Here is a 24705-nt window from a genome sequence, read left to right on the forward strand (position 1 = left end):
ATCGCGATTGTTATTGTGCGACGGCATGGCAATTTTTTTGACAGATCGTTTTCCTGAAAATTAAGGATTCAGGGCCAATCTGCATTTTTATATTTTATCCACTTTACCGCGTGGGGACGTGAAAGTTGAAGTGGAAAGCTTCTCTTCCTGCCAAAGAGGCTACTCTAACGGTCATATTACCGAAACAAGAAACGACGGTTTTGCTGAATATTCGGTTTCGGACAGTACAAACGACAAATACAGCTATTGGTAAGGTAATTTTTGGCAAAATATACTAGTCTGCTTATGTAAGGGTACCAAGGCGACTCGTATAAAATTGGGTGCAGTCCCAAATATCTGAGTCACGAGACAGGGGATGGCTCCGATTACGGATCAGGCGGGGCACAAGGGGAATGAAATGGCTAAACCGGCAACAACGACAAAAAAGCGCCCCCGAAAAAAGGGGCCCAAATCGGTAGATGGAAAAAAGGTGTCCAAACCGGTCGAGCCAGATGAAACTTCTGTTGCCGCGTCAGGCGAAGCCGACATTCCAGTCAAAGATGCCGCTGCCGAAATGCCACATTCAGAACCCGTTGAAAACCCCCATCTTGTCGAGAAGCGCCGGATTGTGAATGACCTGTTCCAGCGGGGATTGGCCGCCCATCAGGCAGGCCAGATCGACGATGCGATCCGTCTTTACAGTGCGTCCCTTCGTCAGAATCCCAAACAGCCCGATGTCTGGAATAATCTTGGCGTTGCATTACGACGCAGCAAGAAGTTCGAGGCGGCCCTGATGGCCTATCGCCGTGCCGCCGAACTACGCCCGGAGAATGCAGGTCTTTGGTCAAATATGGGCAATTGCCTGCGCGAAATGATGCGCTTTGAAGAGGCCATCGTTGCCCATAAAAAGGCACTTGAACTGGATGACAGCATCAAATCCCATACCTTTAACACCGGACTTGTTTATCGCGATCTGAACCGGTTTGAAGAGGCGCTTGAATATTTCGAACGGGCGCTTGCGATTGACCCGGATTACGTCGATGCGAATTGGGACAAGGCGCTGGCACATCTTGCACTTGGTAATTTTGCCGATGGCTGGGCCGGATATGAAACACGGCGTAAACTGGCCGATAATCCCATTCGCCCCCTTGAAGGCGCCGTAGAATGGGACGGTAAGGCCGATTTGCGCGGCAAGCGTATCCTTCTGCGCGCCGAGCAGGGCTTTGGCGATATGATCCAGTTTGCCCGGTTCGTGCCGTTGGTGGCAAAAAAAGCCGCCCATGTGATCCTTGAATGCCGCAAGGAACTTTTGCCGATTATGCGCACGGTCTCCGGGGTCGGAACACTGGTCGAGAAGGGCGCACCGCTTCCTGAATTTGATGTGCATGTACCGCTTTTAAGTTTGCCTCATGTGATGGGGATCAGTGGCAAGGAACTTCAGAAAATTTCTGCTGATCCTTATATCACCCCACCACCAGGCAAACAGGTTCGCCTTGCCCCACCCGCTGGAACAGTTCTTAAGGTCGGTCTGATCTGGGCAGGCAAGCTTAATCCGCGGGATCGGTCTTGTCCGCTTGAGATGCTTTTGCCGCTACTCTCGGCCAAGGGGGCTGCGTTTTACAGTTTCCAGATTGATGATCGCCGTGCTGATCTTGGAAAGATCGGCCTTGATGCATTTGTGACCGACCTTGGCGATCATATTCACGATTTTGGTGACAGTGCCGCCTTGATGCAGGCGATGGATCTTGTGATTTCAATCGACAGCTCGCCGGCCCATCTTGCCGGTGCGCTTGGTGTACCGGTCTGGATGTTGCAGCTTTTTACAACCGATTGGCGCTGGATGGTTGATCGGGCAGACAGCCCCTGGTACCCGACCATGCGCATCTATCGACAGGAACAAGCAAATGACTGGTCTGTACCAGTGCGAAAACTGTCGGCTGATTTCGCGACACTTCTTCAGGCACGGCAACGTAATGATTCAGTGCAATAGGGAAATCTGAAACAGCACACGGCAATAGTGTTTTCACAATCCTAGTGTTTGCGTCCTAGATACTCGTCTCCAAACGATCCTTCCTATGGATAGGTAGGCCTCCCATCCGGACAGTTATCTTATTGTTCGAAGGTGCTTTATATTCCTTTTTCATCAATTGCATATGGGATGTGTGAGGGGGGATTTGGGTGACGAAGCGATATATGTTTGGTCTCGTGACGGCGTGTGTTGGAATGCTCGGGGCGAACAGCTCATTTGCGCAAGATGGCGATATCCGCGGGGTAAGAGTCGCTTATCCTTCTGCACCGGTCTTGGTCTGCGATTCAAATTCAGCTTCTCGCAAGTGTGAGATTCTGGAAGGTGAAAAGTTCCCTGATCAGATCATTTTCTATTCTCACGATAGTAAGAATTTCGGCGCGTATCAGATCCGATTTCTTGACGCCGAAAAAATCCACTGGATTCCGGACGATATGATTGTGATTGAAGGTCAAGAGATCGCACGCAACCCGGTCGTTTGCGGGGGGGCTGTCGGGACGCTTGGCGGTAAGGGAACTCGCGGGGCTGGCGCAGATTGCGTTTCGCCGAAGGGGAAATAAAAAATGAAGAAACTAGGTTTGGTCGCACTGTTTGGTGCAATAGCACTGAGTGCCTGTGTCAAAGATATGCAGTTGCTCTCGGATTCCGTTCCGTCAGAAGGGAAGTTGATCGACACAATTTCGATCCCTGCAACAAAAACGTATGCGGTTCAGGAAATTCATTCGGCAAAAACGTCCGTCATGGCCAAATCAATCGGAGAAGCACCGATTGATGATCTTCAGCAATATGCCCAAGGGGTCTTGGATAAAATTATTGCAGTTGCCCCCGCGGGGGCTCCGACAGCTGAGATCGTGCTGATTGGTAATTCTGGGCCGGGTGCGAATGCTGCGCGTGAAGGGGTTGTATTCCTTTACCATTCGGCGTTTGAGTATCTGCGCAGCGAAGATGAATTGGCTTTTCTTGTCGCACATGAATACAGCCATGTCTTGATGCAGCATACACCGGACAATCTGTTTTCTATGCTTCGGCCCTATCTTTTGACGGCTGCGGATATTGCGGTTGGAACTCAAAATAATCAAAGCGACCTGCTTCGAAAAGCCGGGCAGATGTATGGCAGTGATCTAATCCTGCGCGATCTATTGTTGCCGAATTGGGACCGTAGTCAGGAACAGGTTGCAGATCATCTTGGTTTGGATTTGATGGTTAAGGCTGGGTATCAGCCAAAAGGTGCGTCCGGCTACTTTGAAGTGGCGAAAGAAGCGGAAGAAAAATTTGGGGCAAATTACCAGGTAACGCGTAACCAGCTTGAGTTGTTTCTTCAGGCGCAGTTTCAGCCGAAGGGTCAGGATAATGCCCTGTTAAACCAGTTTCTCTCAGAACTGGGTAATGCTGTCGATACAATCCAGAAAAGTCTGGCAGCCAAACACGATGATGCGGCCGAGCGTGCAGAAGAAATCTTTGCTTATGGGATGCGTGAATATTTGCCGGAACGTTCAAGCCGGATGATACAAAACGAAGCTTTTGATTCTGTTGTCCAGCGGAACAAGCAGACTCTGGAAAACTACCGGATTGCGGGTGAGATTCTGCAATCGTTGCAGCGCGAAGACAGCGAGTTGGACTTCCGGGCTCTTGAAGATGATGCCCGTAAGGCCGTGAGTGGTTCAACGGCAAATCATCCATACACGCGTTGGGCATTTGCCAAAGTTCGAGAACGTCAAGGGAACCTTGGTAAGGCTGCCCGGAATATAGACCTGATTGGAAATGGTGAAGTTCTGGCGCTGCCTGTTGAAATGAAGCGCGCGGAACTCCTCAAGGCACTTGGCAAGGTTCAACCCGCTTATGAGCGCGTTGAAGAAGTTGCGAACTATTATGATTGGCCGCTTGAAGCCTATCGGTTCATGTATCCTGTTGTAAAAGCAAGCGGAAACAAAGCTAGAGAGAATGAGCTTCTGATTGGTTGCGTTACCCGGTACCCGCAACAACGCGCTCTGTGTGCGGGACAATCATCGGCAGGGCAAATGGTCGGAATGTAAATGGTGCAGGATGTTAATGATGCCGTGCAGCCGACTAAAAGCCTAAGAGTTGGCCGTATCAAACCTATCTGGTGGGTCATTATAAACGTTGTCTTTGCTGCTGTGGTTTTATGGGCAGAGCCTGCTTCGATTGCGGATGCAGTTGATGAATACAGCTACGCCGTTTTCAATCGCACAGTAGGCGGGCCGTTGTATCCGGGCAAACATGTGGATGACATCGGGGTTATTATCCTTGATGACGAATCTTTGGCGGGTTTGGAAGCAAGTTGGCCAGCTGTGTATGGCTTACATGCAGAAGTTCTGCTGAATTTGCTGATTGCGCAGCCAAAGGCTGTATTTTTGGACTTTACGTTCCGGGATCGGCGTGGTCCGCCGTCAGAGAACGCGGCATCAGATGAATGGGTGCCTGAACGTTATGTTCGAGACGACAGTCTGGAGAGCCTGAAGAGCATGCTTGAAGTGTATCAGGATGCAAACATCCCCGTATATCTCCAAGCCGGGGCTGTTAATATCTTTCAGTATCATACCGTTTTGTCAGAGCTTGCCCCTTATGTGACGTTGGTTGCCGGATGGGGAGACGCGCGTCGGCAGGCAGATATCAGAGCGTTGACGTATGATCTTGCGCCGGAAATGCGTGGTCCGGGATACTTGCCCGAAGGACAGAGTCCTGAGGATCTACCTCTTTGCGGTGACGGTGTCATACGATCTGGTACCGGGGATGTTCGCGGCTGTGATATTGCCGGTATTGCCGCAGCAGCAATAACAATCTATCAGGATTTTTGCAGCGGCGAGAAACGCCCGGAATCAATCACGCATGGTTGGAAATGTGATCCGTCACTGATTATGCCATCGCAGGCCGATAAGCCTGCTTGGTTGGCTTGGCGCGACCAGCTCTTAGACCGTCCAATGTGGTTGTCTTGGCCTGATCGACTGGCAGACTATTCAACTTGGCCGTATGGATATGATGCAGAGGGCAGAGCATTCAAGCCGTATAATTGCGGTGCTCTCGATGGCGATTCTGATGCAGATGTGTTCTCACGGGTATGGACAAACTTGGCGGTTCTGTTCGGTTTTGGCGAACGGATCAACATTGAATGCCCGCCTTTTCACTTGATATCTGCAGCGCAGGTTATTGAAAAGACGCCGTCCGCTGGGCCCTGGGTAAATAACTTTAAAGATCGCATCGTAATGTACGGTCAGAACCTTCAGGGTTTTCAAGACGTCATTCACCCTCCGACAATGGATACTGATATTCCCGGTGTGTTTATCCATGCCATGGCGTTGGAAAATCTACTAAGCAGCGGTGCTAAATATCTATCAGACAAATCTACATACAGCTCTTGGCTGGTGGTTGACCTGATCGAAATTTCTACCTTGTTTATTATTGTTAGTCTGCGTTTCGGGTTGGCTTCGCTGGCACGCTATATGTTCCCGCCGCTACCAATGTCCAGTAACGTATCCTATCAGAAACGCGACCCCGTGACGTATTTGATACTAAGCGTCTGGGATAAAACTGTGGTGTTCTTGGCAATGATCAAAATCATTCCTCTGATACCATATGTAATCGTTGTTTGGTTTCGGAACAGGGCATCGGAATCGCATTGGTGTGAAAGTCTGGATCCGGAAACACGTGAATTGGCACGTAATTGGTTCATGTGTCTGATTTGTCTGCTTGATTTGGTTGTAAGTGTCGCCATCGTAACCTTTGGCGCCATCATTCTTGAGCTGTCCGTACTTTCGATTGCACCGGTTAACTGGTTGGCCGTGATTGGATTGGGGATGCTGAGTTACATACCGTTTGTAAGATCGTTGTTTGCTTCTGAAGAGGAATAGTTTCAGCATATCCGCGCGTAAGTTCAGGGGGTGGAAAAGGAGCTACTTCCGGGGAATGGCGAAATCTGCCAATGCAAGACAGCGATCGGCAAGCAACAGCTTCTCTTGCCATCAAGGCAAACAAGGCGTAGTTAAGCGCCTTAATTTTTGAGTAACTGTCCTTGACGGATCGGTATCGTTCACAATGTGAAAGGCCACCGTTTGGGCGAATTGATCTGGCGCAGGAGAATTCTTGTGAGCGAAGCTGCTTATAACAAAGGTTTCCCGGTTTCCTGGGAACAGATGCATCGCGACGCACGTGCATTGGCATGGCGTCTTTTGGAAAAAGGTCCGTACAAGGGCATTATCGCAATTACCCGTGGCGGTCTTGTTCCGGCGGCAATCATTGCACGCGAACTTGATATTCGTCTGATTGATACCGTCTGTGTTCGCAGCTATTCCGATAAAAGCCGCGGCGATCTTGAGTGGCTTAAAGGCATCGAAGGTGACGGCACCGATATGCTGATCATTGATGATCTGGTCGACACCGGCAAAACCGCCAAGGCCGTTCGTGAAAAGCTTCCGAATGCGCATTTCGCGACTGTCTACGCCAAGCCGCTTGGTCGTGAAATCGTTGACAGCTTCGTCACCGAAGTTTCCCAGGATACGTGGATTTACTTCCCGTGGGATATGGAACTGTCGGTCAACGCGCCGATTTCAGAACGCGCACGTTAATTCGTGATCGTCTGAATGCTCTGGACCCTATTTGTGTGGTTTAGAGTGACAAAGATTTACGCCCGGATATCCATCACATAACGCGTTGCGTTTTGAAGATGGGCCGGGCGATTTCTTTACTGGGCTTTGCAATGTAAAGAGCCCTCGTTAAGCGCAAATAATTTGCCAGATCGGTTTGCGATCTGCTTGCACCTGTTGGCAAAGCGGGCTATAAAACGCGCGCTTAGCGGGTGTAGTTCAATGGTAGAACGGCAGCTTCCCAAGCTGCATACGAGGGTTCGATTCCCTTCACCCGCTCCAAGCTTTTCCTCCAAATCATTATCCAAAGCAAACAGCGCATATATCGGCGTCGCAAACGTGTGAAAAATATTTGCGAATGATTATTAAAATCGTGTATGAGGGGGAGTTGAAGCTGTTAGACAAATGAAACTTCCATCGGCAGCCTCAAATGGGGAGCCATTGTGTCAGAAATAGCCGGGCAGGTTTCAGCAAGCCTAGAGTTGGTCGTCGAAAAATATTATGACGACCTGTTGCTTTTTATCGGAAGGCGCTGCGGATCTGATGTCGTAGCGGAAGAAATTGTCCAGGAAACCTGGGTGCGGGCCAAGAACGCACCTGTGACGATTCCGGAAAATCCGCGTGCTTATGTTTTCCGAATTGCACGCAATCTTTTGGCTGATCATTATCGCCGACACCACAATTCGCCTGAAACTTTCGGACGACTGACACATCTATCCGTGCCGTCAACACATGAAGGTTTGCCCGGAATTGTTGAAATCGATCTGGCCCCGTCGCAAGAAGACGTCGCTGCGGCCCAACAGGAGCTGCGTATTATTTCGCAAACGGTTGAAGCCCTTCCGGCGAAGTGTCGCCAGGTTTTTCTGATGTATCGTGGTGAAGAACTGTCTATGCGAGAGATATCGGAAAGGCTGGATGTATCCGTGAAGACAGTTGAAAATCATATTCGCAAGGCGATGCTGGAATGTCGGCGCAGCCTACAAAAAGCACATGCGGATAACTGACAGTGGATCTTCGAGTTTTGAAAATCGTTGGTTTTTGCAGTGCAAGCAGGCGCTTCTGCGTTGTATTACATGGCGATATGGCATTGGCTGGACATCACGAATCTTTAGGTGCGATTGAATGACGGATCGTCAGGGCATGTCCCATGAGCCGGTTTCAGAACAGTTGTTTGACGAGGCTGTGATCTGGCACACGCATCTGCGTGAAGCAAATGACGGCACAGGTTCCGATCATCAGGAAGACCTGATCCGACAGTTTGAAAAATGGAAGTCGCTTTCAGCAGATCACATACGCGCCGTTGAAGAGGTTGAGCAGCTTTGGGGCAGATTGGCGCTTCCGGTAAAGCGACAACTGCAATCCTCTGATGATCAAGAAAGCCGGGCGCACCAAACCGTTCAAAAAAGGCGTGGCTATATGCGACCTGTAATGGCGGTGGCAATGGCGGCTTGTTTGTTGCTTTTCATCGGGCTTGGACAAAACCTTTATCCGACCGTGATGGGGATGCTGGACGATGATTTTCTTCATGCACAACATTCTGTCCTGACCAAATCGCTTTCGGATGGGAGTGTGATCAAGTTGAACGCAGGAAGTACTGTGTCGGTTGATTTTGACGAGAAAACGCGACGCATTGGTCTGGTTAAGGGGGAAGCATGGTTCGATGTTGCACATGATCCTCAACGCCCCTTTGTCGTGCACACCAAATTTGGAAATGTGACAGCACTTGGCACTGAATTTAACATGCGTTCAGATGCAGAACAGGTCAAAGTCAGTCTGGAGCAAGGAAAGGTTGCTGTGAACTGGTCTGTCGACGGAGCAGGTGAGGATACGGACGGCGACAACGCAACGGTGACTTTGGTGGAAGGTGAGGCAACGACACTTTCTTCGCGCGGGATCGGAGAAAGTACCCGTTTTGATCGTGTTGCAACTACCGCCTGGCGCAAAGGCAAAATGGTCTTCTATCAGACCCCGCTTTCTGAAGTGCTTGATGTCCTTAATACCTATCACGATGGGCATATTGTGGCGTTAAACCCCGAACTTAACGGCCTGTCCGTCAGTGGCGTTTTCCGCACGGACGATATTGAGCAGGTCCTTGACGCGATTAAAGGGACATTGTCGGTGCGTGTCGTCAGGCTTACTAACTATATGATATTACTTGTGTAATGTTGTAAATCTATCCGCGTACCCCTCGGTTGTTTTCAATGATTTGAAAAAATGTTCGCTGACGTTTAGGGGACTTGCCGTTCTCTCGCGTCTTTATATTCACGTTGTCAATGCGACCTATTCGCATTTGTGTATTTGAAGACTTGGGGAACTGACGTGGTCAGCTTAGTGAATATGAAAATTGGTCGGCAAATGATGGTTGGGGTATCGTTGCTGGTCTTTCAAAGTGCGTTTGCACAAAGTACTTTCGCGCAAGATGCCAATCAGCAGGAACAAAACCAGACACTGTTCCTGTTTGATCTATCGCCGCAGCCTCTGCCGCAGGCACTGAGTGCATTTTCCGACGTTACTGGGATGCAGATCCTTTATACGGAACAGTCGATTTACGAACATGATGCACCGGCATTAACCGGTGAATATACCGTAGATCAGGCACTTGATATTCTGCTGAACGGCAGCAATGTCGAATTCAGTTATACATCTGCAACCTCGATCACGTTGCGTCGCAAAGACGTAAATAGTGATGCCGGTGTCATGATGCTCGACACGGTCGAAGTCATCGGTACGCGGCAATCCCGGTATGACAGTCGTTATGCAGAAACGGGAACCATGATTCCCAAAGATGTAACCGAAATCCCTCGCACCGTAGAAATTATTCCCGAGCAACTGCTGCTTGATCAGCATGCACAAGAGCTTGAAGACGTATACCGTTTGTCACCGAACGTGGTGAATATGGATGGCTATGGCGGCAGTCGCGAAGACTTTCTTATTCGCGGTTTTCGGCGTCGCGATGATATTTATCGTAACGGTGTACGCCTTAAAACCAACGGTCGCATCAACCCGTCAACCGTTGATAATGTGCAGATCATCAAAGGGCCGGTCGCAGAAATTGGTCAGATGACACCGGGCGGATTGGTTAATGTCATTACCAAAAAGCCGTCATACGAGCAGCAAGCCTATGCCGTCACGAATTTCAACGAACATGGCCAGAAACAGCTATTGGCCGATGTGACCGGGCCGATCGGCGAGAGTGACGCGTTCGCATACCGTATTACGGCCTCTGCCGAGGATAGTGAGAACTTCCGGGATGCCACGATCGAGCGGCAGTTTCTGAACAGCTCGATGTCGTGGATGACCGATGGTGGTTCACTGATTGATTTCAGTTATGAATACACCCATGACGAACGGCCAGTGGACCGCGGAGTGATCACGGTTGCCGGAAGTGGTGGCGGTCGGGAGATCGCAAATGTGTCGCTTGATACACGGTTTGATCAGGACGATCTGAACAATCGCGACGTGACGACACATATTTGGGAACTTGATAACTCCGTCCCGGTCTTTGATGACGAGTGGTATCTGGAAAGCAAGCTTTTTTATGCTTATGAACAGGTTGACGAGATTCGGAACGAGGTAACCAGTGTTTCAAGCACTGGTGTTCTGACCCGGCGTGTGCAGGGGAATGAGGACCGTGAGCTCAGTACTGCGTTCGGGCGTATGCAACTGCGTGGCGAGGCTGATCTTTGGCGACCGGTCGATCTGGTTTCAGGGGTCGAGCTGCGACATCAATACGAAACCTGGACCAACTTCTCCGGACAGGATCAGGTGGGCGGTACGGTTTCAAATCCGTCTTCCTTTACGCTGGTTGACAACACGGCGTCCAACCCTCGCTCTCGCCAATACACCGAAGTTGAGCAAATCTCGTATGGGCCATACGCACAGAGTGACTTGCATCTTACCGATGATGTCACACTGACCCTTGGGGCGCGCTACGAGATCTTCGATAATGAATACAGCGCTGAAAACAAGCTGACCGGAGCCCTGTCAGGTGTGGATCCGAAGCGCGATGGCAAACTGACAAAATCGGCAGGACTTTTGTGGAAGCCGGTTGATCAGTTGTCACTTTATGCGTCCTTTGCCGAGACTTTCCAGTCGCAAAATATCTATAGCGGCAATGGAACAACCTCTGTGTTTTCACCGGAAGAAGGACGCCAATACGAAATCGGGGCGAAGTGGTCTGGTTTGAAAGACCGTTTGCTGTTGACCGCATCGTTGTTTGATATCGAACAGGAAAATGTGGTGGAAACCGTGAACGGCACACCGCAATTGACCGGTGGCATTCGTTCGCGCGGGTTTGAAAGTTCAGTCACCGCGACCCCGATAAAAGGCATGAACTTGCGCGGGAGTATCGGTTTCCTTGGTTCGGAAATTGTCAGTGACAATGCCAATAACGGTAATCGTCCGGCAAACACCCCTGACATGACCGCAAGCCTTTGGGCCAGTTACGAGTTTCAGGATGCCGCAAGTGAGTTCAAGGGCCTCGGCTTCGGGGGCGGCTTGACGCATGTTGGTGATCGTTACGGTGACAATGGTCATTCTTTCGAGCTCGGCAGTTACACCGTTTATGACCTTGGCGTCTGGTATTATCTGCCGCTTCGAAATGAGTCACGGGTCCGCTTTGATCTGGGGGTGAAAAACGTAACGGATGAGGACTATTACGTGGCATCGGGTGGAACCTATCGCGTGAGTGTTGGCAATCCGAGAACCCTGTTTGGAAGTGTCAGAGTCGAATTCTGATGGTGCGTGACCAGAAACTGACGGCGAAGATGCCAGTCAAACCAAACTGGTTTGACTGGCACAGCTGGATCGGCGTGTATTTGGGCTTGCTGTTGTTTTCCATCTGTTGGAGTGGGGCTTTTGCCGCATTGTCATCGGAAATCGATTGGCTTCTGATGCCGGCATCCCGCATGGTCACGGCAGAGGACAACTTCGACTTTTCCAAGGCCTTCCCGGTTGTGGAACGTGCGTATCCCCGGGCCAAGATCGAACTTGCCGAAGCGCCGGCAAACAGATTTTCCGCAGCGCGTTTTACCGTCAAGGAACCGGGCGGCGGGCGGCTGTTTGTCTATTTTAATCCTGCGACGGCCGAGGTTACCGGAAGCCAATCGATATTTACGGTTCAGAGGTTCTTTCGCGAATTCCACGAAGCGTTTTTCGGGCTTTATGGTGTGGGCAAATTTCTTGTCTGCTTGTTCTCTGTTCCGCTTTTCCTGTCGATGTTATCGGCACTGTTGTTTTTCAAACGGTGGTGGCAGCGTTTCTTTCAGTTGCGGCTGGGTAAAACAAAGATCAGCTTGTGGAGCAACCTGCACAAGTTTGCCGGTCTTTGGAGCCTTTGGTTCGTCTTGTTGATGGCGCTTACCGGTGCCTGGTATTTATTTGAAGAAGCACGTTACAAACTTGGCGACGAAAAATTTGCCTTGGTTGATGCCTATCCGCTGGCCGTTCATCAATTGCCGGATCCCCGTATTGCGGGGCAGGAACGCATGCCTATCGGGGATCTGATTGCAATCGCGCGACAGGAACGTCCCGATATGCAGATCACAACGATCCAGCCGGATCGCGCCGGATTTTTTTACGTTATCGGCCAATCCGATGATGTGTTGGTCCGAGACCGTGCGAACAAGCTGTTCATTAATCCCGTTAGTGGTGAGATTGAATTCAATCAGTATGCCGGGGATTTGAACGCGTATTGGCGTTGGTCAGAAACCGCCGATATCCTGCATTTTGGAACTTTCGCAGGGATCACCAGCAAGATCGTCTGGTTTGTTTTTGGCCTTGTTCTTGCGGGGTTATCGCTTTCTGGGGCGTGGCTTTATGTGCAAAAGCAACAAAACAGAAGGTCTGCAAAATGGCCGAAGGCGAATTTGGCCGCCTGTGTCGCATTGATCGTCCCGATCTCGGTATTACCGATTGTCTGGGTTTACCTGCACCGTGTTGGCGGCAAGGTCGATGGCAAGTATGTCATGGTTGAGCTGCCAGATGGTGTGGCAGTCTTCATCCTCTGCTGGGGGATCGTAACCTTGATGATCGAACTGGTTTGGGTGATTGGTCTTTTTTCACTTCGCCGCGCAAAGGTCAGAAAGCATCACCCGGCATGATCAAGGGGCAGGCGCGAGATACTCGTAATCGAGTGTGCGCGCCTGTTCATCGCTGCAAATCTGGATTGTGTTATCGGTCTTGATTTTGTCAAAGCGCGGATCAAGCGTCCCGACATAGTGTTTATCCGGGGTCGCGACATAAAGGCAGCGCCCGGTTTCACCTTCAAGACGCTTTCCAGCACGCCAATCAGATGGCGCAATCATATCACTGCCATGAATGCCGATTTCCGCATTGGCCGCCTCGGCGGAAAGGCTGTCATAGCGATGTGAATAACCCTCAATCGGCAGGGCTTCGCCATCGCGGATCATGGCCGCGGCGACATCGCGATCTCCTATTCCGCATTCGACAATCGGAAAATCGTTTGCCTTGCCAGCGCGGTCTTCATCGCCGGGCCAGCATTGAACCGTAAAAGGTGCCATGGCGAAATATTTGCGCAACTGCATGGCGGCCGACATGCCACAATCCCAGAAACTGCCGTTGTGCCGGCATTGCTGACCCAATTCGGGGGCATCGAGGCCGGCAATATCGACCACCTTGCCGTCAATGATGATGGTATCACCATCAATGACGTTGATATCGCGGCCTTCGGCTTCGAGTGCCGGGGGGGTGTCCGAATGGTTTGCATTGTTCGCGGCATTAACCGGCTTGTCTTGCAGGTAAACCGCAAGGGCTAATAACACGGGCACAGCAATCAGGAAAAACAGATGGTGCAAACGTTGCAACGGAAACCTCGGCGTGTGGTCAAACGGTTGATTTGTGAAGAATGACACATCGAACAGGGTAAAAGAACAAGCGAAAAGAACGGCAAAATGATGACGTCTGATGATTCGGCCGGACGATGGTGACCAGAATGTCGATCTTGCCCTGCACAATAACAGGATGCATTTAAAGGGAATTGGCGCTAAAAGCGGGTTTGTCTTTTGCTGACAAGGAAGCTTCTTTGTTTCGTCTGCAACCCATCTTCTTCGTCGTCGGGGTCATGGTGATTATCATCGGTATATCGATGATGGTTCCTGCTGCTGTTGATCTTTATTACGGTAACCCGGACTGGAAAATTTTCGCCCAGGCATCGGTCACAACCATCGGACTTGGGGGCATGGCGTGCCTTGCCTGTCGGTCCGATATTGGTCCGCGCGTGACAGCCCGGCAGGGTTATGTCCTGACCGTTGTGTCGTGGATCGCCATCAGTGTGACCGGGGCGCTGCCACTTTGGTATTCATCGCTTGGCATCAGTTTCTGTGATGCGGTTTTTGAAACGGTTTCGGGTCTGACCACCACCGGATCAACAATCCTTTCCGGACTTGATGATATGCCGCCGGGTCTGTTGATCTGGCGATCAATCATGCAGTGGCTGGGCGGGATTGGTATTATCGTGACAGCATTGGCCCTGTTGCCGATGATGCGGGTTGGTGGCATGCAGCTTTTCCAGATGGAAAGTTCGGATCGCTCCGAAAAGCTCAGCCCGCGCATGCGCGACATGTGTCTGCAGATTGTGCTGATCTACAGCAGCCTGACCTTTACCTGTGTGGTTCTCTATCGCGTCTTCGGGATGAACTGGTTTGATGCGATCAATTACGGCATGACCACATTGTCGACTGGCGGCTATGCGACATCTGACCTGTCATTTGCCAAGTTTGACAGTAGTCTTTCGCTGCACTGGATTGCCATCCTGTTCATGATTGCCGGCGGTCTTCCGTTTACGGCCTATGCGGTTATGCTGCGTAAACGGACGTTGCGTGCAGTGACGGGCAACCAGCAGATAAGACTTTTTGCTCTGATCATTACCGGCTTTACGTTGCTTCTGACGTTGCGGCTTGCGCAAATTTCCGATGACAGCATCTTCCGGTCGCTGACGTTGGCGGCGTTTAACCTTGTTTCGGTGATTACCACCACCGGCTTTGCATCAGGTGACTATTTGCTGTGGGGGCCAACGGCCGTCATGCTGTTCTTCTTTGCGACCTTTATTGGTGGCTGTTCGGGATCAACATCGGGCGGCTTCAAGATGTTTCGCCTGTATGTGGTCTTTACCGGGTTGCGCGCCCATTTTATGCGCCTGCGCAGTCCGTCTGCGGTTGTGGTCAGTCGCATTGATCGTCATGAAATCACGTCTGACATCTATAATGCGGTTACAGTTTATGTCTTCCTTCTGACCATCAGTTATATCGGCGTAACTGTTGCGCTGGGGATGACCGGGCTTGATCTGATCACATCGATGAGTGCCGCTGCAACAGCACTGGCCAACGTTGGTCCGGGGCTTGGCAATATCATCGGGCCTGCCGGAAGTTTCCAGTCCTTGCCCGATGCCGCAAAGTGGATCCTTGACGTTGCCATGATTTTGGGACGGCTTGAGTTTGAGACGTTGCTGGTTCTTTTGATGCCATCTTTCTGGCGGGACTAGTTCCGTTACAAAATGATCAACGGTAAAAGTTGGACCTGTGACGAATGCCACTGACATTGCTGGTGGCGTCCGTCAGGTTTGATCGCGGTTGATCTTTCAACACATAAAACAAACAAAACTTGGACACGGGCATGATGTTGTCGAAAAAATTCGCACGCAAAGCAGCAGGCATTGTTTCGGTATTGATGATTGCGGGGGCCGTTTCGGCCTGTTCGCCGGAAGTCGGAAGCGAAGAATGGTGTGCTGATCTTAAGGAAAAGCCGAAGGGTGACTGGACTGCAAACGAAGCAGCCGATTTCACCAAACACTGTCTTTTCTGATCGTGTGAAACCTTGATCGACAAGGTGCTTGTCGGTCGATTCTTCTCATCTGTCTGGAAATGCCGCCATTGTGGCGGTTGAATCCGCTCTTTGGCACCTGCTTGGCGGTGGTACTGCCAAGGGGCGGATTTTTGCGTTTAAATGGCGGAAAATAACGTGGAACAAACTGTTGTCCACCGCGTTTGAGACAGAAGATTTCGACGCATAAGTGTGATGCAGCAAGGTACATTTGCGTTGCCTTGATAAATCCCTATAATGCGCGGCCCGTGACTGATCGCGGGAGTCGAATACGACAACAATTTTTATACGAGGTTAGACAATTATTATGAGTGCCGAAAATCTCCATGTCGGTGTGATCGGCGCAACCGGTGCGGTTGGCGTCGAGCTGATCAACGTTATGTTTGATCGTAACTTCCCTGTGGGTGAACTCACCCTGTTCGCTTCCGAGCGTTCAGCAGGCAAGACCGTGGAGACTAAGTTCGGCACTAAGACCATCGCACTGTTTTCTGTAGAAGAAGCAAAGCAGTGCGATATTGTCTTCCTTGCTGTTTCCGGCGATTTCGCCAAGGAATATGCCCCGCAGATCGCCGAAGGCGCGCTGGTCATTGATAACTCCTCGGCTTTCCGTCTGAATGATGACGTTCCGCTGATCGTTCCGGAAATCAATGGTGATCTTGCCAAGACTGCAAAACTGATCGCAAACCCGAACTGCACCACGGCGATTGCCGCTGTTGCGCTTTGGCCGCTGCATCAGGCCTTTGGTCTGAAAAAGGTGATCGTATCAACCTATCAGGCAGCATCGGGTGCCGGTCAGCCGGGCATGAACGAACTGCGCGAAGGTCTGGCAGCCGGTCTTGAAGGCAAGCCGGTTCCGGCCGAAGTCTTTGCCCATCCGCTGGCATTCAACGTGATCCCGCATATCGATAGCTTCCAGGAAAACGGTTACACCCGTGAAGAAATGAAAGTGACCTGGGAAACGCGCAAAATCTTTGGCGCGCCGGATCTTCCGGTATCGTGCACTGCGGTTCGTATCCCGACCGAACGCACCCATTCCGAGGCAATTGTCGTTGAAACCGAAAAAGCGGTTACCCCGGCAGCAGCCCGTGAAGTTCTTGCAAAGGCCAAGGGCGTCAAGCTTGTCGATGATCCGGCAAACAACGTCTATCCGATGCCGTTGACCGCAACCGAACAGTATGATGTTGAAGTCGGCCGTATCCGTTCGAACCTGATCTTTGGGGATCATGGTCTGGAACTGTTTGTGGCTGGTGACCAGCTGCTTAAAGGTGCGGCGCTGAATGCAGTTCAGATTGCCGAGGCATCGATTGCCGACTAATTCCAAACGGAGTTAGGACGAAATACAAACGGCCCCGTCAGGTATCTGACGGGGCCGTTTTGTTTGAATGATGATGGTTTTACGCCAGCGAGATGTGGTCGCGACCAGATGCCTTGGCGGTATAAAGGGCGTTATCAACACGTGACATCAGCGTATCAAGGTCTTCGCCATCACGGTATTCAGTGACACCTGCGCTGATTGTGATCAGGATTTTATCGCGGCCAAAGCGGACTGGTGCTTCGCGGATGTGATCTGCAAGTTCACGGGCCTTGGTCAAGGCATCCTGCCTGTTGGTATCAGGGAACATCACAACGAATTCATCGCCGCCCCACCGACAAATAAGATCGGACTCGCGAACATGCGTTCGGATTGACGTCAGGACTTCACGCAGAACAGCATCACCGCCTGGATGGCCATAGGTGTCGTTGATTGCTTTGAAGCCGTCCAGATCGAAGCACATGACCGACAAGGGTGATTTTTGACGTCTGGACGATTTGGTCGTCTGATCAAACACCATGTCAAAGACCTGACGGTTGAGGCTTCCGGTCAGTTTGTCACGTGATGCCAGTTCTTCCAGCCGGTTCTGATAGTTTCGCACGGTCAAATAGGCGATTAGCCCGACAATCACCGTAATCAGAAGCGATATGCCGATATTGACGAACAATGTGTTCTGAAGGCGGTTGTTCGATGACAGGTCACTTTGTTCAACGATCAGAAGCCAGCCAAATTCCGAAACCAGTCGGCTGTTGACGAAATAGGTATGTCCATCTTCGCTATATGAGATCGATGCCCCGGGAGACGTCAGGATTTGGGTTGCAAGATTTCGCATGCCGGGACGTTCATACAGGTTCTCGGCATTGCCAAATCCGCTGCCGCGCAAGGTGACATGGCCTTCGGTATCGACGAAGTAAATCGTTCGGCCATAGCGGTTCTGATAGGTCTCGATCAGGTTGGTGACCGAGTTGACCGACAATCCAACCCCGGTGATCCCGATGACGTTCCCGTCATAATCGCTTACCTGATAATTTATAAAGATCGACAGCCGCGAACGATCAACCGTGTCGTGGTCAATATTGATCTCGTAGGGCTTTTTGGCATCGCGCGCGCGGAAATACCAACCGTCGGCAGGGTCATCTTCGGTGATCTGTTTGATGACGCCGCTGGGGTGGTAGTAATTCCGGGTTTTGTCGGAGATGTAATAGGCTGTAATGGTGTCGTAGCGCGACTGGATTTCGTTCAGATACTTGATGATGCGTTGTTCATCGCTTTCACCGGACAATGCCCAGTCGCGGACAAAGGTATCATGCGCCATCAAGGACGAAATAAAGATCGGCTGCAATAGATCGCGCTGTATTTCCGAATAGATATTGTCGCTGGTCAAAGGCAGCGTTGATTCGGAAACCTGTTCTTCAAGGGATTCGCGTGCGACATAAAAACTGACGAAACTTGTGGTCAGAAAACCGACAGCAAGAAGTACGCACAAAATAACGGCGAAGTATATTTTCTTTCCCTGCACGGAAAGCTCCCCAAAAGACAATCGTTCGTCGTTGCCGGTATTTGATTCCGCAATTTCGACCCGGTTAATCTACGGGAAAGCCGGGGGTATTGCACGGGGCAATATCAGTTTGAGGACCGATTGTGTTTGGGGATTAATTTAGAATAATTAAAAAGAAACCGCCGATCTGGTGGTCGGCGGTTCCTTGAAACTTCTACGTGTGCAGGGCTGTGTCTAGCGCCGGAATACGATGGTTTTGTGATCGTTGCGGAACACGCGATGTTCGCAATGCATCTGGATGGCGCGCGAAAAAACCACCGATTCAATATCGCGACCGATCTCGACCATGTCGTCAGCAGTCATGGTGTGATCGACACGTTCGACGGCCTGATGAATGATCGGACCTTCATCAAGATCGGCAGTGACATAGTGCGCGGTCGCGCCAATCAGCTTTACGCCGCGTGCATGGGCCTGATGATAGGGTTTGGCCCCCTTGAAGCTTGGCAGGAACGAATGGTGGATGTTGATGCAACGTCCTTCGAGTTCCCGACAAAGATCGGTCGACAGCACCTGCATGTAACGGGCCAGACCAACCAGATCGGCATCATATTCACCAATCAGGTCAAGAAGCTTCTGTTCCTGGGCTTCCTTGGTGTCTTTGGACACGGGCAGGTGATAATAGGGGATGCCATACCATTCGACGATACCGCGCATGTCTTCATGGTTTGAAACGATGGCCGGGATTTCGATATGCAGGTTGTTCGAAGCAACCCGATGCAGGATATCATTCAGGCAATGCCCGAATTTCGAGACCATCAGGACTACTTTGGGTTTGCGATGGAAATCGTGCAATTTCCATTTCATCGAGAATTTTTCGGCAATCGGTGTGAATTTTTCAGTGAATTCGGCATTGGTTCGAAGGGCACGGCCTGCTTCGAATTTCACACGCATGAAGAAACGCTTGCTGTTGGGGTCGCCAAACTGTTCGAGTTTGGTCACGAACGCGCCTTCGTCGGCAAGGAAACTGGATACACCTGCGACAATCCCGAAGGTATCGGGACATGTGATGGTCAAAATAAAGGTTTTGGCGAGTTCGGACATTTCCGCGGCTGCTTTCGTTCTTGAATTTGTTTACCCCGCCGATATAGCGGTGATCATACGTCATGCCAACCCGGAAATGGCGGATTTCCGCCTATGCCAAACCTGCCAGACCAAAAACGCATAGCCGATAAAGAACTGGACTTTATCGGCGCTTGTGCCAAGAATTCCGCTGCTTGTTATGAATAGGGTACATGTTGTCCGCAATTTCGGTTATGCAGTGCCCTCAAAATTAATGGGGCTTGGCCCTGGAACAGCAAATGCATCATGCCGCAGCATCCGGGGGGAGACGCGGCTCATATGCCAAGAGGCGTTTCATTGATTGATTTCCGTCCCATTCTCTTCATCGTCGGCATCCTGCTTTGTACGTTATCAGTAGGCATGTTTGTGCCGGCGCTGGTTGACCTGTATTACGGTCAGTCGGACTGGATCGTCTTTTCGGCGGCATCTGTTGTTTCGCTGTTTGTCGGCGGTGCATTGATCATGATGAACCGGATGGACAACCTTAAGATCAACTCTCGGCAGGCCTTCATCCTGACAACGCTGAGCTGGGTGGTTCTGACAGCGGCATCTGCGTTGCCCTTTGCCTTTTCCGATCTTGATATGTCCTATACCGACGCCTTTTTCGAGGCGATGTCGGGCATTTCCACCACCGGATCGACCGTTATTGTAGGGCTTGATACAGCCCCGCCGGGTATTTTGCTTTGGCGGGCACTTTTGCAGTGGCTTGGCGGGATCGGGATCATTGTAATGGCGATTGCTGTTATGCCGATGTTGCGCGTTGGCGGGATGCAGCTTTTCCGGATGGAAAACTCCGACAAGTCGGACAAGGCTTTCCCGCGTGCGACCCAGATCGCGATGGGCATTGCCATGCTGTATCTGAGCTTTACGGCATTGTGGGCAATCTTGTTGTGGTGGGCGGGGATGCCGCCATTTGATGCGATTGCCCATGCCATGACGACCATCGCAACAGGTGGTTTTTCGACCAAAGACGCGTCGGTCGGGCATTTTGACAGTGCGGCGATTGATGTCATCATCACGCTGGGCATGGCAACCGGCGCATTGCCGTTCATTTTGTATCTGCAAATGCTGCGCGGGCAGGGCAATGCGCTTTTCCGCGACAGTCAGGTTCGTTGGTTCCTGACCATTGCGATGTCGATCATTCTCGGGCTGGCATTCTGGCATTCGGAAACCAACGGTGTGCCGTTCCTGACCGCCCTTCGTTATACGTCCTTCAATATCGTGTCGGTCATGACCGGGACCGGATATGCGACGACGGATTATGGTCTTTGGGGACCTTTTGCCGTTACGGTGTTCTTCTTTGTCATGTTTGTGGGTGGATGTGCGGGATCGACGACCTGCGGGGTGAAGATTTTCCGTCTTCAGGTGCTGTATGAAATCGCCAAAATCCAGTTGTCACATATGTTGCGGCCACATGGCGTCTTCATTGCCTATTACAACCGCAAGCCACTGTCAGAAGACGTTACAGAATCGGTTTTGAGCTTCTTCTTCCTGTTTGTCTTCTGCTTCGTGGTGCTTGCCGCCGCCCTAGGAGCTATGGGGCTTGATTTCATCACTGCGGTTTCAAGTGCGGGCACAGCGATTGCCAATGTCGGGCCGGGGCTTGGCCCGATTGTTGGTCCGTCGGGGAACTTTGCGACCCTGCCGGACGGAGCAAAATGGCTGATGTCGATCGGTATGCTGATCGGGCGTCTGGAAGTCTTTACCGTCCTTGTATTGTTGTTCCCGGCTTTCTGGCGGGATTGATCCCGTCTCGTCTTTGTATCTTGCGAATGTTTCAACACCCGAGGGCCATTGGTCTGCGGGTGTTGTTGTTTTGGTTTGTTGACAAAGTAGGACGATTGACCTAATTCTGAAATTGGGACAATTGTCCTAATACGGTGCAGTCAGAATTGGAAAACCCATGTCAACGCGTGACCGGATTATTGAGACGGCGGATCATCTGTTTTACCAACAGGGGTTCGAGGCAACGTCATTTGCCGATATTGCCGCGGCAGTCGGTATCTCGCGGGGCAATTTTTACCATCACTTCAAAACCAAGGATGACATCCTTGATGCGGTGATCAATCAGCGTCTGGCAAATACCAAACAGATGCTTGATCGCTGGGAAGTCAGTGGGAATGACCCGGCCGAACGTATTCGAAGCTTTATCCATATCCTGATCGTTAATGGCGACAAAATCCGTAAGTTTGGCTGCCCGGTCGGCACGCTGTCCTCGGAATTGGCCAAGCTTAATCATGCGGCACAAAGTGACGCAGCCGGGTTGTTTACCCTGTTTCGTACCTGGCTGGGGCGCCAGTTTGTCGCCCTTGGGTTCGGGGGGCAATCAGACGGTCTTGCCATGCATGTTCTGGCCCGCAGTCAGGGTGTCGCGACTCTTGCCAATGCCTTTGATGATGCGGGCTTTCTGAAAAGTGAAGTCGATCTGATGTGTGATTGGCTTGATCAACAGATCGCGGGTCTGACGCAAACCACCCGGTCCTGAAACAGGGAGAAAAGAATGTTTACTGTATTTTTGAAGTTTGGTGAAAACCGTACCCTTGCCCCGCAATTCATGGATGCTCACAAGGCCTGGATTAAAAAGGGGCTGGATGACGGCGTGTTCATGATGGTGGGTAGTTTGCAGCCCAATATGGGGGGCGCCATCCTTGCGCATGGTGTGACGCGCGATCAGATTGACGCGCGGGTAAACGAAGACCCGTTCGTGGTAGAAGGGATTGTTTCTGCAGAAATCATGGAAATATCCCCGACCTTTGCCGACACGCGTCTTGAATTCATGATGGCCTGACCGATGAGCAAGACAGTCACGGGGCCAGATGGGAAATGCCGGTGCGCATGGTGCGATGCTGCGCCGGAATTCAATGCCTATCACGATACGGAATGGGGGTTTCCGGTTATTGATGATCAACGATTGTTCGAGAAAATCTGTCTTGAAGGATTTCAGTCAGGTTTGAGTTGGCGGACGATATTGGCAAAGCGCGAGAATTTCCGCGCGGCCTTTGCCGATTTTGATTTCCGGAAGCTTGCCAAATTTGACGAGAAGGACGTTGAACGTTTGTTACAGGATGCGGGTATCATCCGTCACCGCGGCAAAATTGAAGCGTCGATTAACAACGCCAAGCGTGCCTGTGAGATGGTCGAACGTGAAGGATCGCTTGCGGCTTATTTCTGGCGGTTTGAACCTGATCCATCCGAAATCGCAATCCCACAGACAAAGTCGACGTCACCGACTTCTGTTGCCCTTTCCAAGGACCTTAAAAAACGGGGTTGGAAATTTGTTGGTCCGACCACAGTTTTTGCCTTCATGCAGGCAATGGGGTTGATCAATGACCATGCCGAGGGGTGCTTCCTGCGTCCGAAGATTGACGAGGTTCGCAAATCTCTTGTTCGTCCGGGGTAACAGGGCTTGGCAATTTGGTGCTTGGGGAAAAAAGACGCCCCTTGCCCAGGGGCAAGGGGATGAGGGCAGGGACCAGTTGCCTGATCCCTTGATGATAATCCGGCAAGGATTATTGGTTCGTCCCGTTTTCGGTTTCAACCGCAAGGCGCGATGGTGCTGATGTTTGCCATGCTGTTCTTCTTGCAGGTGAACCGGGTCACGGGGAAATCAATCAGGCGACACCGAACCTTGGGTCAGGAGCGGATCGGGGATCGGGATTTCGGCCCGGCATCGCCTTGAGACCAAAGTGCCAAATAACTTTCCAAAGATGAAATCGAATATAAAAATAGTTTTAATAGAAAAAAACTATCGATTTGGTGCGTTGCAATAGAGTTATGCATTGAATTAACCAATATATGGCAATTTCACCCCGAAAACCGCGCCATCCGGACCTGTTGCAACAAGGCGAAGGTCGCCGTGATGGGTGCTTATCAACTCCCGCGCGATGGCAAGGCCAAGGCCGGTTCCGCCTTTGCGGCCACTTCCGGCGAAGGGCACAAACAGGTTCTTGATGGCTTTTTCGGGCAATCCCGGGCCATTATCTTTGATCAAAACTTCAATGAAACTGCGTTTTACATCCGATTCTTCGGCATGGTGATGCGATAGTTTCTTGTTGAAGGTGACCGTTACCATGTCAGCCCCGGCTTCGAGCGGATTTCGGATCAGGTTGCTGAAGGCGCGGAACAGCATGTCATAATCAGCTTCAAGCACCACGTCGTCTGGTAGGTCGATTTCAATCTTTGCCGTACAGGGTACATCCTGTGGATCATTGTCGGTAAGCGGGCCGTCTGAAAGGCCATTTACCTTCTGCAGCAAGACCTGATCACGGATTTCTTCAATCAACTCAATCAAGGTGAATTTGGCAAGATCACGCGGCGGTGGGGTTTCGCGTGCGAAGGACAAGGTTTGTTCACTGATATAGACCGCACGTTCCATCGATGACAGCAATCGGGGCACCACTGCGCGGACTTCGTCATCCTGACTTTTGGCAAGCTGTTCAGTCATCAGCATCGATGTTGCCAGCGCATTGCGCAGATCGTGACTGATTTTGGTGGCTGCGGTGCCAAGGGCGGCAAGACGTCGACGCTGATTAAGCATCGCCTGAATGTCCTGTTGCATGATTGCCAGTTCCTGACGGGCAACCCCGATTTCGTCATCGCGAACACCGGGCGTAATCAGCGATGACTTGTCCTGTGGATTTTCGCGAAACCGGATCATGTCCCGTGTCAGGGATCGCATCGGACGGACCATCAATCGGTTCAGCGCAAAATAAACCAGTCCGGCCGTGAAGAACGAAATCATCAGTGACAGGCCAAACACACGCCATCCGAAATTGCGCATGGCATCAGTCAGGGACTTTTCATGCACAAGGATTTCAATTTCAAAATCCGGTGCCATTGATGGCATTCCGACAACGCGTAACATCCGGTCGTCGGTTTGGGACAGGGTTGATAACCCCTCCATGACGGCCATGGGGATCGAGAAATCGGTCAGATCGACATTCTTGTCGACCTTGGCGGGCATGTCGTCGCGCTGTAAAAGAAGTTTGCGACCTTCCAGCCGCAAAATCACGGCTTCGATCCCGGCATTGGATAACAACTGCTTTTCAAGATCGTCCGGAATCATCTGATCGGGCGTTGCTTCAAGGGCAAGGGCTGCCAGATATCCTGAATCCAGATGCGCCTTAAGCCAGTCAATCCTGAAGCGGGCGACCGAGGGGGCAAAGACAAAGATCTCTGCAAGCATCACAAAGCTGACCGTCAACACCAGCAGGCGTGCGGAAAGTGATTTGGCCCACGGGGGCAATTTCAGATGCGGTCGTTCCATAAGGTGATGTTAGTCAGAGACCGGCAAAAAAGTACAGCGCAACAGAACCTTGTTCCCCTCTTCCGCCCG

At 51.2% G+C, this 24705-nt stretch carries 20 protein-coding genes and 1 tRNA gene; 17 read left to right on the forward strand and 4 right to left on the reverse strand.

Translation table 11 applies throughout. From position 1 onward, the window contains the following. Positions 1-469 precede the first annotated feature (469 nt). The 10 genes from TH19_RS02440 (at position 470) to TH19_RS02485 (ending at position 12704) form a co-directional block, all read left to right on the forward strand. The gene (locus TH19_RS02440; RefSeq protein ID WP_258547796.1) at positions 470-1969 is read left to right on the forward strand and encodes a tetratricopeptide repeat protein; all 1500 of its coding nucleotides are present in this window, start codon (positions 470-472) and stop codon (positions 1967-1969) included. A 203-nt stretch (positions 1970-2172) separates the two neighbouring features. Continuing rightward, a complete protein-coding gene (locus TH19_RS02445; RefSeq protein WP_114100702.1) occupies positions 2173-2565 on the forward strand; it encodes a hypothetical protein in 393 nt (130 codons plus the stop codon). A 3-nt stretch (positions 2566-2568) separates the two neighbouring features. Continuing rightward, positions 2569-4038, forward strand: a complete 1470-nt coding sequence (locus TH19_RS02450; protein WP_114100703.1) for a M48 family metalloprotease — start codon at positions 2569-2571, stop codon at positions 4036-4038. Then, a complete protein-coding gene (locus TH19_RS02455; RefSeq protein ID WP_114100704.1) occupies positions 4039-5871 on the forward strand; it encodes a CHASE2 domain-containing protein in 1833 nt (610 codons plus the stop codon). It abuts the gene before it with no gap. Positions 5872-6105: 234 nt separating this feature from the next. Beyond that, positions 6106-6585, forward strand: a complete 480-nt coding sequence (gene gpt, locus TH19_RS02460; protein WP_114100705.1) for a xanthine phosphoribosyltransferase — start codon at positions 6106-6108, stop codon at positions 6583-6585. A 226-nt stretch (positions 6586-6811) separates the two neighbouring features. After that, positions 6812-6885, forward strand: a tRNA-Gly gene (locus tag TH19_RS02465). Positions 6886-7046: 161 nt separating this feature from the next. Next, positions 7047-7607 (forward strand): RNA polymerase sigma factor, encoded by a 561-nt coding sequence (locus tag TH19_RS02470; RefSeq protein WP_181846271.1) that lies wholly within the window; start codon positions 7047-7049, stop codon positions 7605-7607. A gap of 118 nt (positions 7608-7725) precedes the next feature. Then, positions 7726-8766 carry a FecR family protein gene (locus TH19_RS02475; protein WP_114100707.1) on the forward strand — a complete coding sequence of 347 codons (1041 nt, stop codon included), beginning with the start codon at positions 7726-7728 and terminating at the stop codon, positions 8764-8766. A 156-nt stretch (positions 8767-8922) separates the two neighbouring features. Next, positions 8923-11340, forward strand: a complete 2418-nt coding sequence (locus TH19_RS02480; RefSeq protein WP_147250696.1) for a TonB-dependent receptor — start codon at positions 8923-8925, stop codon at positions 11338-11340. A 29-nt stretch (positions 11341-11369) separates the two neighbouring features. After that, positions 11370-12704, forward strand: coding sequence for a PepSY-associated TM helix domain-containing protein (locus TH19_RS02485; protein ID WP_181846272.1), 1335 nt, complete (start codon positions 11370-11372; stop codon positions 12702-12704). Here the strand turns inward: TH19_RS02485 and TH19_RS02490 are convergent, their stop codons facing one another. Then, positions 12705-13427 (reverse strand): thermonuclease family protein, encoded by a 723-nt coding sequence (locus TH19_RS02490; RefSeq protein ID WP_114100710.1) that lies wholly within the window; start codon positions 13425-13427, stop codon positions 12705-12707. Positions 13428-13645: 218 nt separating this feature from the next. On the opposite strand from TH19_RS02490, the gene TH19_RS02495 reads away from it, so the two are divergent. The 3 genes from TH19_RS02495 (at position 13646) to TH19_RS02510 (ending at position 16756) form a co-directional block, all read left to right on the forward strand. Next, complete coding sequence (locus tag TH19_RS02495) at positions 13646-15103, forward strand: TrkH family potassium uptake protein (protein ID WP_258547797.1); 1458 nt, start codon at positions 13646-13648, stop codon at positions 15101-15103. Between the two features lie 131 nt (positions 15104-15234). Then, positions 15235-15423, forward strand: a complete 189-nt coding sequence (locus TH19_RS02500) for a DUF3012 domain-containing protein (RefSeq protein WP_114100711.1) — start codon at positions 15235-15237, stop codon at positions 15421-15423. Between the two features lie 325 nt (positions 15424-15748). Further along, positions 15749-16756 carry an aspartate-semialdehyde dehydrogenase gene (locus TH19_RS02510; RefSeq protein WP_114100713.1) on the forward strand — a complete coding sequence of 336 codons (1008 nt, stop codon included), beginning with the start codon at positions 15749-15751 and terminating at the stop codon, positions 16754-16756. 79 nt (positions 16757-16835) lie between these two features. Here TH19_RS02510 and TH19_RS02515 read toward each other — a convergent pair whose 3' ends face one another. Together TH19_RS02515 and purU are read right to left on the reverse strand one after the other, a co-directional pair. Continuing rightward, positions 16836-18272: a sensor domain-containing diguanylate cyclase gene (locus TH19_RS02515; RefSeq protein ID WP_114100714.1), complete on the reverse strand. Its 1437-nt coding sequence runs from the start codon at positions 18270-18272 to the stop codon at positions 16836-16838. 213 nt (positions 18273-18485) lie between these two features. Next, positions 18486-19352 carry a formyltetrahydrofolate deformylase gene (gene purU, locus TH19_RS02520; RefSeq protein WP_114100715.1) on the reverse strand — a complete coding sequence of 289 codons (867 nt, stop codon included), beginning with the start codon at positions 19350-19352 and terminating at the stop codon, positions 18486-18488. Positions 19353-19649: 297 nt separating this feature from the next. Between purU and TH19_RS02525 the strand changes: the two genes are divergently transcribed. The 4 genes from TH19_RS02525 to TH19_RS02540 all read left to right on the forward strand — a co-directional run bounded on the left by TH19_RS02525 (position 19650) and on the right by TH19_RS02540 (position 22770). Then, complete coding sequence (locus tag TH19_RS02525) at positions 19650-21116, forward strand: TrkH family potassium uptake protein (protein WP_258547798.1); 1467 nt, start codon at positions 19650-19652, stop codon at positions 21114-21116. A 157-nt stretch (positions 21117-21273) separates the two neighbouring features. Next, complete coding sequence (locus tag TH19_RS02530; protein ID WP_114100716.1) at positions 21274-21855, forward strand: TetR/AcrR family transcriptional regulator; 582 nt, start codon at positions 21274-21276, stop codon at positions 21853-21855. Between the two features lie 15 nt (positions 21856-21870). Further along, positions 21871-22158, forward strand: coding sequence for a YciI family protein (locus TH19_RS02535; RefSeq protein WP_114100717.1), 288 nt, complete (start codon positions 21871-21873; stop codon positions 22156-22158). 3 nt (positions 22159-22161) lie between these two features. Next, the gene (locus TH19_RS02540) at positions 22162-22770 is read left to right on the forward strand and encodes a DNA-3-methyladenine glycosylase I (RefSeq protein ID WP_114100718.1); all 609 of its coding nucleotides are present in this window, start codon (positions 22162-22164) and stop codon (positions 22768-22770) included. Between the two features lie 384 nt (positions 22771-23154). On the opposite strand, the gene TH19_RS02545 is transcribed toward TH19_RS02540, so the two are convergent. Then, complete coding sequence (locus TH19_RS02545) at positions 23155-24636, reverse strand: sensor histidine kinase (protein ID WP_114100719.1); 1482 nt, start codon at positions 24634-24636, stop codon at positions 23155-23157. Positions 24637-24705: the final 69 nt, after the last annotated feature.

This window comes from Thalassospira profundimaris, from assembly GCF_003326675.1.
GTDB lineage: Bacteria > Pseudomonadota > Alphaproteobacteria > Rhodospirillales > Thalassospiraceae > Thalassospira > Thalassospira aquimaris.

Excerpts from the sequence above, each read along its gene's own strand:
- TH19_RS02535 (WP_114100717.1), top strand. The coding sequence starts at position 21,871 with ATGTTTACTGTATTTTTGAAGTTTGGTGAAAACCGTACCCTTGCCCCG.
- TH19_RS02450 (WP_114100703.1), top strand. The coding sequence starts at position 2,569 with ATGAAGAAACTAGGTTTGGTCGCACTGTTTGGTGCAATAGCACTGAGT.
- purU (WP_114100715.1), bottom strand. The coding sequence starts at position 19,352 with ATGTCCGAACTCGCCAAAACCTTTATTTTGACCATCACATGTCCCGAT.
- TH19_RS02525 (WP_258547798.1), top strand. The coding sequence starts at position 19,650 with ATGCCAAGAGGCGTTTCATTGATTGATTTCCGTCCCATTCTCTTCATC.
- TH19_RS02510 (WP_114100713.1), top strand. The coding sequence starts at position 15,749 with ATGAGTGCCGAAAATCTCCATGTCGGTGTGATCGGCGCAACCGGTGCG.
- TH19_RS02545 (WP_114100719.1), bottom strand. The coding sequence starts at position 24,636 with ATGGAACGACCGCATCTGAAATTGCCCCCGTGGGCCAAATCACTTTCC.
- TH19_RS02445 (WP_114100702.1), top strand. The coding sequence starts at position 2,173 with ATGTTTGGTCTCGTGACGGCGTGTGTTGGAATGCTCGGGGCGAACAGC.
- TH19_RS02500 (WP_114100711.1), top strand. The coding sequence starts at position 15,235 with ATGATGTTGTCGAAAAAATTCGCACGCAAAGCAGCAGGCATTGTTTCG.
- TH19_RS02475 (WP_114100707.1), top strand. The coding sequence starts at position 7,726 with ATGACGGATCGTCAGGGCATGTCCCATGAGCCGGTTTCAGAACAGTTG.
- TH19_RS02455 (WP_114100704.1), top strand. The coding sequence starts at position 4,039 with ATGGTGCAGGATGTTAATGATGCCGTGCAGCCGACTAAAAGCCTAAGA.
- TH19_RS02530 (WP_114100716.1), top strand. The coding sequence starts at position 21,274 with ATGTCAACGCGTGACCGGATTATTGAGACGGCGGATCATCTGTTTTAC.
- TH19_RS02485 (WP_181846272.1), top strand. The coding sequence starts at position 11,370 with ATGCCAGTCAAACCAAACTGGTTTGACTGGCACAGCTGGATCGGCGTG.
- TH19_RS02540 (WP_114100718.1), top strand. The coding sequence starts at position 22,162 with ATGAGCAAGACAGTCACGGGGCCAGATGGGAAATGCCGGTGCGCATGG.